Raw genomic sequence first — 13,186 nt, 5'->3', positions numbered from 1 at the left:
GTCTTCCTCATACCCAGTTCAGTCTACTGGTCAGCCCACCGGGCAGGACCTCCGATTGCGCTACCGCCGCCAAGGAATGCGCGTAGTTCGCCGTCATGACACGGCCAGCGAAATGCAAGCCTAGGATCGGCAAACCGTCAGTGAAGCGGAGCACACTTGACCCAGACGATCCCGCCAGCGTGGTCGCGTCGTGGGTGATAATCCAGCCGCGGCCGTCGCCTCTTATTTTTCCCGCTGGCTGGTCGATGATGCCGGGGCTAAAATACTTCCGCCCATAGTCCAGGCCGAAGATCACAGCCAACCGCCGACCGATCGTCTCGGCACTCTCCTTCCCTGACGGATCATCGAGTGCAGCGAGATCGGGACGAGCAGGATACCCCACCACCGCGACGTCCTGTGAGAGCGTGGCTTCGTCCGGGTCTTTGATCAGACCGACGGCCTTTGGTAACTTGCCGGTTGCATTCTCTGTCTCGACGTCGAGGATTGCCATATCCAGATTGGCAAAATCGACACTTTCGCCAATATGAGCGGAGCCAGCAGCAACGATCTCGCGCACCTTGAACCGCTTTTCGTTGCCACGGCCACGATCGTCAAAGTTAATGCTGACGTTGTCACGCAGGAACCAGCGATCGACGCCATCACTACTACGGACCAGGTCGGCAATGGCCTCGGCCACATGTCTGTTAGTGGTGACAAGGCCATGGCCGCTGACGAAACCGGTACCTACATGATCGCCATTGAGATCGATCCGTCCCACGGTCGCACACAATGCCGGCAAGAACGGCTCTGCCGCGAACAGCGCCGCGGCCCAGTCGGTGGTTTCGACCTGGGATTTGGAGATTGCGCCGCCGTTGACCTTGAAGGCAGGGCGTCCCTTCAATCTGATAAGCGCCTCGACGATGATGCGGCCCTCAATCGGCAGCGAAGCTTCACCGCCAGTGACGAGCGTCCGGACGATATCCTCCGTCTTGTTGATTACATCGCGACGCGCCGTTGAGGCTTCAGGCGAGGTGCCGGATTCAGCCTCAATTTGAGAAAGCGCCCTCTCGACGAGATCCTGCAGATCTCTCATCCCCGTCCCCTGCAAGTTGGCTCGGGCGGTTGCGAGCGTGCTTTCTTGGCCCGGCCGGAATGGCGCAATCATCGTGAGGGCTTGTCGACGTGACGGGGAAGGTGGCGGCAAGGGCGACAAGATATGCGGAGCTGAATTGGCGTAGTTCAAGCTGCGCTTCAGAACCGCTGGCGCGGCGGCCGCCAACCCCGGTGAAAGCATCGGTCGGGCGGGAGATTCTAAAAGCACCGAGCGTCCGGCATCGCCGCGGCGCCACGCATCGGCAGCGAGGAAGGTTGCTTCCCCTGCGAAACGTGCCCAGTTCGTTCGTTCGTCGCCTTGGCCTTGAGCCTCAGCGAACACCTGAGCAACCGCGACATTTGGCGGCGCGTCTGGAACCGCTTCCGGAGCGATCGGAGCTTCCGATCCCCTCGGTATCTTGCTGAGGGAAAGACGCAGCAAGGCTGCAGCATCGACGATACCGGCCCCATGGAGCCAGCTGTTCCATCGCAGTGGACGCCGCGCAGTTGTTGTAAGTGCGGAACGGAACAATTCCTGTACGCTCACGCCGCGTTGCTTTGCTTCCGCCCGGATCTTGGCGCGCCCGAAACGGGCAATCCAAAGTGCCGCAACGCCTGCTGTCGTCGCCACGGCAAAGGATGTACCTTGGCCTCCGCTCACGGTGCCGACCCCACCGTCGAGCGGTGTGCGACGAGCAACGTACACGTTCTCGGCAGGGGCTGCGATCGTGACGCTCGGGCCGGCGCTGGTCCCTTTCCATGGTTTGTCGCTGGCGTCCACACCCGCCACCCCGATAACCCGATCGTCCGAGGCCGGGTAGACGACGAAGCCGACGCAGTTCCCAGCGGCCGCCAAAACGATCAGGCCAGCTTGGACGGCAACACCCACAGCTGCAGCGATTGACCGGGAATAGATGCCTCCAAGACTCATCGTGACGATATCAGCCTTCGCCGTCACGGCGTGCAGGATTGCGGCGGCAACAGGCGTGCCATCAAGTATCTTGACGTCTGTCGTGCACCGGATCGGCACTAGGCTTGCGGCCGGCGCGGAACCCACCATAGATCCTTCGGCGCGACTGATCACGACGCTGCCGGTGGCAGTGCCATGCCCGGGATTGGCAAACGTTGGATCGAGCGGATCGGTGGGATCCTTGTCTCCTCCGATGATATCGGCGGCAAGGTCGAACCGAATTGCCTCGACATCCAGGTCGGGATGGCTGGCGATGCCGGTATCCGGTTGCGCCACGATCACGCCCTGCCCCTTCTTTGGCGAGATCGCCCAAGCTTCTGTCGCCCTCACCGCCTTTACGGACCAGCGAGGATCACCCGGCGCTGGCGCTTGAGACCAGCAAAATGCATCGAGCGCAACGGATTCCGGTGCATTGCCGCGGAGTGTACGAGCGTCGGGCTCGGCATATAGCGTCGATCCTATGTCCGGCGTACAAGACACGAGATCGAGGGCGTCGACCAATGCATCACTGATGGCAAAGAGACGATCAGGGGAGATAGTACGCGCTACTCCCGGGAACTGAAGCACTTGGAATGTTGGCAGCAACGAACCGAGTGGGGCCAGGCTGAACCGACCCGACCCGAGGAGTGCCTTGATATCCTTGCGAAGGCGGCCTGTCTTCGAGGCATCCTTGAGCTCAAGTTGGAAACGGATGATCCCGGGACGCAGGACAGGATCCTCACCCTGACACACGTCTGATACAGCGCGGAGAATGTCTAAGTCAGCCATTGCCCCCTCCCAGTTCCGGACGATACTACTTTAAGCCGCTTATGTAGACATCACGCAAGCTGTGCCATAATTTTTATTCTCTTGACATTTGGTACCTGGCAAACGGCGGACAACTAGAGAGCAAACCAACATGGGCAGCGCGGCGCCGAGAAACTCCCAACGGGTCTCCTCTGCACAATGTCGAAAAATCTGAATGCTGCGCCCGCGATAGCCATAGTCTAGTGGTGCCGGACTTCGCCCCCTGGATCATTAGGGTTCCCAAATCGTCGGCATTTCTGACTCAGGCAACTATCGCACAGCCGTCAGAATGTAGTCGTGACCCATATTTTCCGAGCCTACATCGTGCTAGTCTTCACCACGCTTCCCGCGCCCACAGCCATCTTCGTGCATCGCACCTGGTCCACTCGCCGCTATTGACCAAGGACAGTCATAAGCGTTCATTGCACCTGCGGAGCGGTCAGCAATGTCGTTTTCGCCACAGCCCACCAAGCTCATCCAGGGGGGACCTTGATGGCATCTGATTCCGGCGTTCCAGGAAGCTACAAAGATGGGCGGCCAGAATCGCGCGTCGCTCTGGTAATAGGAAACGGCAAATATGCAAACGCACCGCTGCCAAATCCGCCCCGCGACGCGCAGGCGATCTCCGAGGCGTTGCGCAAACTCGATTTTGAAGTAATCGAGGGAACCGACCTATCCCTGCCTGAGATGGACGGCCTGATTACCAGTTTTGCAGAACAGATAAGAGGCGCAGATGTAGCTCTACTTTACTTTGCTGGGCACGGTCTCCAAGTCAAAGGAGAAAACTACTTGGTTCCGGTTGATGCCATTCTAGCACATGAGGGGCAACTCGGCCATCAAACTTTCCGGCTGCAAGATCAGTTGGATGTGATGTCCAATCGAGCAAGGGTTAGCATTCTCATGCTGGACTGCTGTCGTGATAATCCATTCGTGCGTTCGCTCATACGCGGTTGGCGCGACAAGAGCCGGAGCGTGATGGTCAGACCTGGATTGGCTGAAATGGACACGGGCGACGGGGCCCTTATCGCATTCGCAACAGCGCCGGGGAAGACAGCTTCAGACGGCGCTGGAGACCATAGCCCCTATGCGGCAGCGTTGTTAGACCACATCCCGACAGCCGGCCAATCGCTTACCGACATGTTGACTGACGTGACTAGGGCGGTGAGGTTAGCGACAAAGAATAAACAGACACCATGGTTTCATTCGTCAATTGAGGAAAAGTTCTATTTTTTGCCGACATCGACTCCGGACCTAGTTAGACATGATGATCTCAATTCGTATCTGGAGCTTACAGACAAATTAAACAGCACGCTCAAAGTTCCGGGTAATTTGTCGATCTCCATTGATCGGGTGTGGGTTGAGCCGCGGTTTGCTGCAGGAGACGAAGTTCGATTGTGGCAACTGCTGAAGCAGTCCAAGGCGATCATTGTGGAGGCGGCACCGGGGTTTGGAAAGTCCACTTTTTCGCGATGTTTTGCTGCTGCACTAGCACGGGACAGGCTAGGGATTGCGTGCCCCTATGGAGAGTCATGGCAGAGCGCCTATTTCGGGGTCAAGCGAGGCGACGGCCCTGACTTCCCCGTTCTTGTTAATTTGAGAACGGTGAACCCCGAACTAGGACCGGCTGCCCTGTTCCGTGCAGCCGTTCCAGTGATTGGACCCGACCGTGAAAGACAAATCCTTTCACTTGCGGCGGAAGGAAAGGTCGTATTTATCTTGGACGGGCTCGATGAGGCCGTTAACAATATACAGCGGGCCATCAGCCTCGTGCTCGATGCCAAAGCGCAATTCCCAATGTGTGTTTTCTTTGTAACCTCACGGAGAGCCGATTTCCACGACCTAGAGGCTGCGGGATTCGTAAAGACGAAATTGGCAGCCCAGTCCACGAGTTCTGGTGGGCATATGCTGGAGAAATGGGCTTCAAGCTTGCTTCAAGAAAACCAAGTTGAGCACTTTCTGCAGGGAGTGAGAAAGTCAATTGCGTCATCCAATACACTGAACGACCTCGCACGGGTGCCTTTGTTCATCCTTTTCACCTGCATGACCTATAGACAATCGCACTCGCTTCCCGAATCAAAGGCTTCGCTATTTGACCGGCTTGTCACTTGGCTTCTTGAATCGCGCTCTGATCTTCGCACGGCCAGCGGCGGCAACATCGCCGATGCCAGAAAACTGCTTGAGGCAGTTGGATTTCTGCTTTTGGCGGCTGCAGTTGACAAAACTTCGGGGGGTGTGACAGCGGAGAGCTTTTTTTCGAGGGCAACGACTTATTTGCCGGGATTTCCGCTGGACCAGTTGGAACGCGCCATGCGAACTGAACTTGCCCTGTCCGATTGTATTCAGGAGGATGGCGGGCACTTGTCGTTTTGGCACAATACGTTGCGAGATTATTTTGCAGCGAAATGGTTGGCGCGACAGAACAAAGACCCAGGGGATTTAGCGAAGGAGATATTGTCGCTCGCATTACAGGCGGAGTTTCAGGAATGCATTGAATTTTTGATTGGGACTTTAGCGATAGAAAGGAATAACGTTGTAGTTGTTGTTTTAAATATGATGAAGCCATCGACTGGCGAATCAACAGCAAAAACAATAAATGCGAATGTGCTCAGGTTGAGGTTGTTGGAAGTTGCTTTTGAGCACGGGTTGGATATCGATGACGCGGACGACTTACGGGCTGAATATGGTGATTCGATTAGATCGATGGAAGACAAGGTAAAAAGCCTTAGTGCAGACGAGAGGATTTCGGCCTTTCAGGTATTGGGGCGCAGCGGTCTTGATAAGCGCCTAGCGGGAAAACCGCTCAAACGCGCCAGATCTTTCGGGGAGCCTGCATCCCGAATCCGAATGGGCGCATACCCCGTGACCGTTCAAGAGTTTGCTCGTTTTGTGAAGAATGACGGCTACGAAAGTCCGCAGTGGTGGGAAGACTGTCTTGACCGAGGCTCACCACCCTTTGAGGAGCCTCAAGATTGGGAAGAGCAGCAACTGTTACGAAACGTACCAGTTGTAGGCGTAAGTTGGTATGAGGCGCGCGCCTATTGCCGGTGGCTTACCTCCGAAATGCGTGGGGAAGCCATCGCCCGGCTGCCGAATCTTTCGGAGTGGCAAGCTGCATCCGGTTGTCCTGCCCCAATGGGAGTACCAGCCCACATGGGACGCCTATTGATCAGCGCCAAGCTGGAGCCGTCGGCACCGGTCGGCATCTTTCCTGAGAGACGTGGTCCCCATGGACACTATGATCTCGGCGGCCTTATTTGGTCTTGGCTGGGTCCTGAAAGAAGTTGGAGTCGAACACGACGGCGCCGCCAGATAACGGTAGTGCTTCCAACTGACCTGCCTTCGCGTCCGTTGCTTTGTGAGCGTAAGGCGAGGGCAAGGCAGAGGTCGTCTATCGTCGGGTTCCGGGTGGTTTTTGAGACGATAAATTAGCTATTCGCAGGATAGTCGCCCCGTTATCAGGGGTCGGAAGCGACCAGGTGAAGCAGCTAGCTAGCAGCAGGAGTCGACGCCGTGCTGTTGGACAACATGTCCGTCGAGCAACTGACCCAGGCGGTGGCGATGGTCGGCAGCCGCGCGATCACCGAGGCATCCGGCCGGGTGACCGCAGACTGCACCGGAGATTGCCGCGACCGGCGTCGATCTTATCTCTGTCGGATGGATCACGCACAGCGCGCCAATCCTCGATATCGGGCTGGATTGCCGGTAGCACATGCGACCTTCAATTGAAGGCCGCATGTATCCGATAGGGAGCGGTCATTGCGGTCACTGGCCGCCACGGCCAGGGCGCGGCCGCGTTAAAATATTGGTTTGAGAACTTTAGAAGAATAAACCCCCATCTTTAGAAGTTAAGTTTCTTAGTTTCTCACAAAAAAGCATGGAAAATACCTTTGATCTACGTCGAGCGGAGCATAAATCGGCTTTGTATCAGACCTGGGACCGAATGTGCGGCATACGGGCATAAAGAGCGACCATCGGGATGAGAAGCAATCCCACGATTGCCTGCTGCGCCGGGATCGACAATCCAACACCAACCAGCAAGGACGTTAGGACTGTCAGGACAAGTGCGCCGATTACGGTTGCACCGTAACCGCCAGCGCCTCCAAGCAATGACGTGCCGCCGATCACGACTGCCGCAACTGTTGTGAAAAGATAGGGGTCGCCCACAGCTACATAGCCGCCACCAGAAAAGCCGAGCAGAAGCACGCCGGTCATTGCTGACATGATGCCGCTGATCGCGTGCACAGCAACCCACAGTCTAAATTCGTTTATCATGAGCCTGGCCGCGGCATTCCGGCTGCCTCCCAGAGCATAGAGGCTGCGGCCGAACCATGTTCTTTTCACCACAAAATTTGTCACGATGATCACCAGGATCCAGATCACGACGACCGGCGGTATCGGAAAGCCAACTGTACGGCCGTTGAAAGCAGCGAAGTTCGTCAGCCAGGCAGGTATCGGTGCAAAAACATTGCCCCCAGTGGCAGAGCCGAGCGCGGTGTAGATCTGCGTCGCACCGACGATCGTGAAGCCGACCCCAAGAGACATGATGAGGGCCTGGCCTTGAAGCCGGAAACTGAGCGCTCCGTTGATTGCACCAACCATCAGCCCAAGCAGCAGGATCATGGTGATGGCGATGGGGGCCGGCAACCCCGCATTGATCATCGCAGGCAAAAGGATGTTGGCTGCGCCGATGACATACGGGATCGAGAGATCCAGCCCCCCAAGCAGGGCAACCATAGTCTGCCCTAGCGATGCCAATCCGAGAAACGCTGCAAGCAGCAGGACCGAACGCGCATTCTGGACCGAGGCAAACCCTGGCACGAGGAACGATCCTGCAATAGTAAGCGCGAGAAGAAGGCAGACACCGATGGCCAAGGCACGATTGTTTCGGATCATGTGCGATATTCCAGAAGAGCCCAACTCGCCCCTCGCTCCGTCCATGGATAGCTGTGTCACGGTCATCTGCTACCTCATCCTTGGCGCGTTGGCGCTGTTCACGAGTACGTTGATCAAGAGCGATGCGATCAGGATGAGGCCGAAAGACATTTGCGTGGCGTAGCCTGAGTACATACCGAAATTGAACGTCGCGAGCAGTCGGGAAATCATGAACATGTTGAGCGCACCCAAGAGCGCACCGACCGCTCCACCCCGTCCCCCCGCCATGCTGGCACCCCCGAGCACCAAGGCTGTGATCGCCTGAAGTGTATAAGTGCCTGCCTGGATCGGATCTCCGGACGAGATCAGTGCGGTATGGCAGATCGCGGCTAACCCGACGAAGACGCCGCCAACGGCATGGGCCGCGAAGCGCACGGCTTCGATGCGCACGCCACTCGTATACGCCGTGCGCTCGTCCAAGCCGGTCATGCGCAGATGCGTATGGAACGCCGTGCGCGTAAGAAGACCCCAAAAGGCAAGCGCCACAACAACAATGGCAAGGATCGGCGAAAATGGGTCGACGCCAGCGCCCCATCTGGCCAACCAGTCAGGAGCCACACCCCCAGCCCGCGGCATCACCATCAAGTTGATCCCACTGAGGAAGAGATAGCTGCTTAAGGTCACAATGATCGGCGCGACGCGCACGAAGACGATCACAAAGGCCTGGAAGAGTTGATAGGCGACGCCGATGCCAATGGCCCAGGCGAAGAACTCCACCGGGCCCGTAATCCCGTTGCCGGCCAGCCACTGGATCAGCGTTACGTTGATGAAGCCAAGAAGCGGCCCTACAGCCAGATCAACGGCACCGCGCCCGGCCATCACGATGGGTGTGAGAGCCATTGTCGCGAGAACGAGCGGCGCTGCCACCAACACGGCCCCTGCGATTCCAGTGCCGGTAAAGAGAGCCGGGCTACGAACGATGCAGGCCAGGACAAGGAGCATGAACAAAGCCGCCGGAACGACAAGATGGCTGTCGCGGGACACCCGGCCCGAGGAATATGCTGCTAAGGTCATTGAACCATTCCTTCGGTCACTGCTTGGAGTCCGGCATGATCGGCATGGCCGAACATGGCACTCAGGATCGGAGCCTCCGCGATGTTGTCGCCTTCAAGGGATCGGAACAGGCTGCCGTTGACGAACACGTCGACCCGATCAGCGAAGCCCAGAAACTCCTCGATCTCGCTGGAGAGGTAGATCACCGCACCGCCGGCGTCGGCGTAGTTCCGCAGCTCGCGGTAAAGGTCGCGTTTGGTGCCAAGATCCACGCCACGGGCTGGATCGTTAAGCACGATCAATTGCGGATCCCGCGCGAATGCCCGGCCGATCAGGACCTTTTGCTGGTTGCCACCGCTGAGCGACGTAATCTTGTTGGAGGAATGGCCAGTCTTGATGGAAAGCCTGCGCACCTCGCTTGCAAAAGCCTGTTCCAGAGTTTTGCGCCTGATCAATCCAAGCGGGCCCGTGTTCTGGCGATAGAGACTTATTGCGAGATTCTCAAAAATGCTGAGGTTAGGAAAAATGCCGTCGCTTTTCCTGTCGCCTGATACGTAGGCGACGCCGAAGGCGTCCGCATCGGTTGCATTGCGCAAAGCCTGGATCGCGCCACCGGCCAAATGCATCAGCGGTGCACCGGTTTCGAGCTTGGAAATACCCGCTGCAGCTGTGGCAAACAGCTCGTGACCCTGACCGTCGAGTCCGGTCACTCCGACAATCTGCCCCGGACCGATCTTGAAATCAAAAGTCTGCGCCTTCTCGGTCAGCTGCACACTGGACATGGTCATCAGCGGTGGCTTAATCACCGGGGACTGGCGCCGATCAAGCGAGGCGATCTGACGGTCCTGCGGCGTCATCAAGGCCAGCAGATTCTGCTCGGTCAGCGCAGACTTGTCGAGCGTTCCGACCGCAACGCCGTCACGGAGGATTGTCGCCCTGTCGGCGATGCGCACCAACTCCGCGATGCGATGTGTTACCAGGACCACGCAGGCTCCGACCTCGCGTAATCGACTGATTTCGTGATGGAGGCGCTCGGTCGCCTCGAGATCCAATGCAGCGGAAGACTCATCCAGGATCAGTACCTTCGGCTGGCGCAACAGCGCCCTGCCGATGACGATCCATTGCTTGACGCTGAGCGGCAAAGTCCCGACGCGTGTCCATGGCGGAATGTCGCGCCCAGTGAAGCGCCGCATCATTTCCCGCGTGCGGGACTGCTTCTCCCGTGCGGAGATCCTTTTGGTGAGGAATCCGTCCGCGCCGACAAACAAGTTGTCCGCTACGCTTGCTTCATCGGCCAGCAGGACTTCCTGGAAGATCGTGGCCACGCCAAGCGTTTGAGCTTCGATGGGATTGCGCGGACGGCCGCCGAGTACCCTGACGTTGCCAGCGTCTTCCCTCACCACGCCTGAAATGATCTTTGCGAGCGTACTTTTCCCGCTGCCGTTTTCACCAACGATCGCATGCACTTCCCCACCACGGGCAGAAAAGCTGCAGCCGCGCAGGGCTTTGGTTTCGCCGAACGCTTTGACGATGTTGTTCAGCTCGATGAAGTTTTTCCCATTGTCCACTTTGGATCCCCTTCACTGGTCGAGCACTCCGGCGGAGGTTGGGCTCCGCCGGAGTGCGAGTTGTCCACCCGCGGTCAAGGCTTCCAACTTAGGGGATCATGCGGTCTCTCGAAGAAGGCGTCCAGCACACCGGAGGTTGCCCAATCGTCGCCCTTGGGCTCGATCCAGTCGGTCGAGTTCGGGTCGCAGTCCTTCGGCAAAGCCGCGTTCACATCTTCAATGGTGTAGGGCAGGGCCTGACGCAGGATTGACTGGTTCTTTGGGCCCTGGCCTTCGAGAACTCGGAGCGTGACCTCCCAGGCTAGCCTGGCGTCGGCACGGGGCGGCCAGAAGTGGAAGCTCTTGCTGATAAAATCGGGGGTATTGCGCCAGAAGCATGCGGCCGAGGCCTCGCCGCCGAGCACGATTGGCATCATTTCGCGGCCGGACTGGCGAACCGCGTTGAGCACGCCATTCTCATTCGATGACTGGGCCAGGATGCCGTCGATCTGCTGGGGATTTGTGGCCAGGAACTTCTGCACCTCGACCTGCGCAACCTGATCGGTCCAGTTGCCTGCGACATTGCCGACAATCTTGACGTCGGGATGGTCGGCGAGCGCTTCCTTGGCGCCGAGGTCAAAGCTGTCGGACGTGGCCATGCCGGGGATGCCCGACACCAGAAGAATATTGCCCTTGCCCCCCATTTCCTTGGCTAGCCATTCGCCGGCGATATAGCCGTTCTGCACGGCGTTTTCGGTGGCGTTGATGGCCAGGGGCGATGTCACATAACCCGAAAAGGAAATCACCGGGACGCCTTTGTCATGCGCGTATTCGATCGTCTGGTTGAGGGCCGTGACGTTGGAACAGCAGATGATGATTGCGTCGACCCCGTCATCGACCATCTGGCGCATTTGCTGGATCTGCACCGTATCCTTGAGCTCCGACTGCGTTACCACGAAGTCGGAGACGAGACCGGCCGCCTTGTATTTCGGCAGAAGCTTGTTGGTGAACTCATCCATGATGGCCGCGCGCCAACCATTGCCGGCATAGTTGCTGGCGTAGCCTATTTTCCAAGGCGGCCCCTTCTTAGGCTTGAAGTTCACCAAGGGACTCGGCCCTATCGGCAGCTGAGGGTCGACGCGTTCATACGCCGCCTTCTGACCTTCCGGCACGGGGCCACGTTCAGCGGCGATTGCCGGAAGCGCGAAGGCGATGCCGATCGATGCGGCAAGCGCGAGCTGTAGTAATGTCTTCATTTCCGTCTCCCATTGTGAAGTATGCATGCTTGATTCACGCACTGCCGAGCGGTGGCCTGAACCTCATGCGAAGCGCCGTCGACCATCCAGGAGCTGCGCTTCAGATTGGAGCAAATTCCGCCGGATGCGCTCCAGTGATCCCGTACTTTTGCCTGTGACGGGTCATTCTTCGTTCCCCAATGGCCTCGCAAAAAGCACCGCGAGGCACTTCGTTACTTTCCGCTCGACAGAGTCGCCGAGACTTGGTCGAGCACAATTTTCAGTTCATCGACGATGATGTCGATCTCAGACTCGGTGATGATCAGCGGCGGCGAGAGCGTAATGCGGTCACCAATGACCCTGACCAGCAGACCGCGCTCGCGCGCCGCACGCATAACGAGCCCGCCGACGCGGCCCGCAGGTTCGAAGAACGTCCTCGAAGCCTTGTCCTTGACCAGATCGATGCCGGCGACGAGACCGATGCCGCTGATGTCGCCGACCAGGGGATGCCGACGCAGTTCCTCAAGTCGCTCAAGCATATAGGCGCCAGCGGACCTCACCCGGCTCAGGACGTCGATCTCTCGATAGATTTCCAGCACCTCAAGCGCGACCGCGGTCGCGACCGGGTGACCCGAGTAAGTTGAGCCGTGAGCGAAGTTGCCATGCTGGCGGCTTTGCTCCAGCATCGACTCGTAGACGCGTGGTCCGACCAGCACCGCTGCGATCGGAAGCATGCCGGCCGACAATCCTTTGGCGCATGCGATCAGGTCCGGCTTAAGGCCGTAGGCCTCACTGCCCCACATGTAGCCGGTGCGTCCAAAGCCGCATATCACTTCATCGGCGATGAAGAGAATCTCATACTTCGCCAGCACAACCTGGATTTTCTCGAAGTATCCACGCGAGGGCGGAATTGCGCCGCCGGCGCCGATGAGTGGCTCAGCGATGAAGGCCGCGATGGTCTCCGGTCCTTCGGCAAGGATCAACTCCTCGAGCGCTTGGGCCAGCCGTGCGGAATAGGCCTCTTCGGTCTCCCCCGCCTCATGGAACTTGTAATAGTGATTGGTCAGCGTATGGATGAACCGCTCCAGCGGCAAGCTGAAGGGAAGCTGCATGTCTGGCTTGCCGGAGGCGCTGATCGCGGCAATCGTGGTACCGTGATAGCCAAGATCTCGGCCAATGATCTTGCGCCGCTCGGGACGTCCCCGCGCATTCCAATGATACCAGGCAAGCTTGATGGCGGTGTCATTGGCTTCCGAACCGCTGTTCTGGAAGAGAACGCGCGACATTGGGACCGGCGCGATTTTCAGGAGCTTTTCGGCGAGCTCGATGCTCTTCTCGTGAGCGTAATGCCAGTAGTTGTGATAATAGCCCAGCGTGCGGAGCTGCTCGTAAGCCGCCTTTGCCAGGCGCTCGCTGGAAAAGCCAAGCGTTGCGCACCAGAGGCCGGCCGCACATTCGAGATAGCGACGTCCGTTATTGTCGAAGACAAACACGCCCTGCCCACGCGTGATAACTTCTGGTCCCCTTTCCAGGTGAGCCGCGAGGTTAGTTTGCGGATGAATCAGCGAGAGCATGTCCCGCGACTCTATGGAATTCGGCGCGGCCTGCAGCATAGCCTTCCCCTTCCTTACCTTGTCGTAGGGCCAGTGCGT

General features: G+C 58.2%; 7 protein-coding genes and 1 pseudogene. 2 read left to right on the top strand and 6 right to left on the bottom strand.

Annotated elements, in window-relative coordinates; all coding sequences use genetic code 11:
* Positions 1 to 7 precede the first annotated feature (7 nt).
* Complete coding sequence (locus tag EJ067_RS22005; RefSeq protein ID WP_126087340.1) at positions 8 to 2,809, bottom strand: S8 family serine peptidase; 2,802 nt, start codon at positions 2,807 to 2,809, stop codon at positions 8 to 10.
* 510 nt (positions 2,810 to 3,319) lie between these two features.
* On the opposite strand from EJ067_RS22005, the gene EJ067_RS22000 reads away from it, so the two are divergent.
* Positions 3,320 to 6,256, top strand: a complete 2,937-nt coding sequence (locus EJ067_RS22000; RefSeq protein ID WP_126087339.1) for a caspase family protein — start codon at positions 3,320 to 3,322, stop codon at positions 6,254 to 6,256.
* Between the two features lie 60 nt (positions 6,257 to 6,316).
* A pseudogene (locus EJ067_RS21995) lies at positions 6,317 to 6,533 on the top strand (nicotinate-nucleotide diphosphorylase (carboxylating)); the annotation flags it as partial.
* Positions 6,534 to 6,751: 218 nt separating this feature from the next.
* On the opposite strand, the gene EJ067_RS21990 reads toward EJ067_RS21995, so the two are convergent.
* From EJ067_RS21990 to EJ067_RS21970, 5 genes are all read right to left on the bottom strand, one after another.
* Positions 6,752 to 7,720: an ABC transporter permease gene (locus tag EJ067_RS21990; RefSeq protein WP_245468012.1), complete on the bottom strand. Its 969-nt coding sequence runs from the start codon at positions 7,718 to 7,720 to the stop codon at positions 6,752 to 6,754.
* 69 nt (positions 7,721 to 7,789) lie between these two features.
* Positions 7,790 to 8,773 (bottom strand): ABC transporter permease, encoded by a 984-nt coding sequence (locus tag EJ067_RS21985; protein ID WP_126087338.1) that lies wholly within the window; start codon positions 8,771 to 8,773, stop codon positions 7,790 to 7,792.
* Complete coding sequence (locus EJ067_RS21980) at positions 8,770 to 10,320, bottom strand: sugar ABC transporter ATP-binding protein (protein ID WP_245468011.1); 1,551 nt, start codon at positions 10,318 to 10,320, stop codon at positions 8,770 to 8,772. The genes EJ067_RS21985 and EJ067_RS21980 overlap by 4 nt, the downstream gene beginning before the upstream one ends.
* A 74-nt stretch (positions 10,321 to 10,394) precedes the next feature.
* Positions 10,395 to 11,555 (bottom strand): ABC transporter substrate-binding protein, encoded by a 1,161-nt coding sequence (locus EJ067_RS21975; RefSeq protein ID WP_126089699.1) that lies wholly within the window; start codon positions 11,553 to 11,555, stop codon positions 10,395 to 10,397.
* A gap of 212 nt (positions 11,556 to 11,767) precedes the next feature.
* On the bottom strand, positions 11,768 to 13,147 hold the full coding sequence (locus EJ067_RS21970) for an aminotransferase (protein ID WP_348639494.1): 1,380 nt from the start codon (positions 13,145 to 13,147) through the stop codon (positions 11,768 to 11,770).
* Positions 13,148 to 13,186: the final 39 nt, after the last annotated feature.

The sequence above is a fragment of the Mesorhizobium sp. M1D.F.Ca.ET.043.01.1.1 genome (assembly GCF_003952385.1).
In the GTDB taxonomy this organism is placed as follows: domain Bacteria; phylum Pseudomonadota; class Alphaproteobacteria; order Rhizobiales; family Rhizobiaceae; genus Mesorhizobium.
The sequence above is the reverse complement of the archived record's forward strand: the minus strand, read 5'-3'. Positions and strand labels throughout refer to the sequence as shown.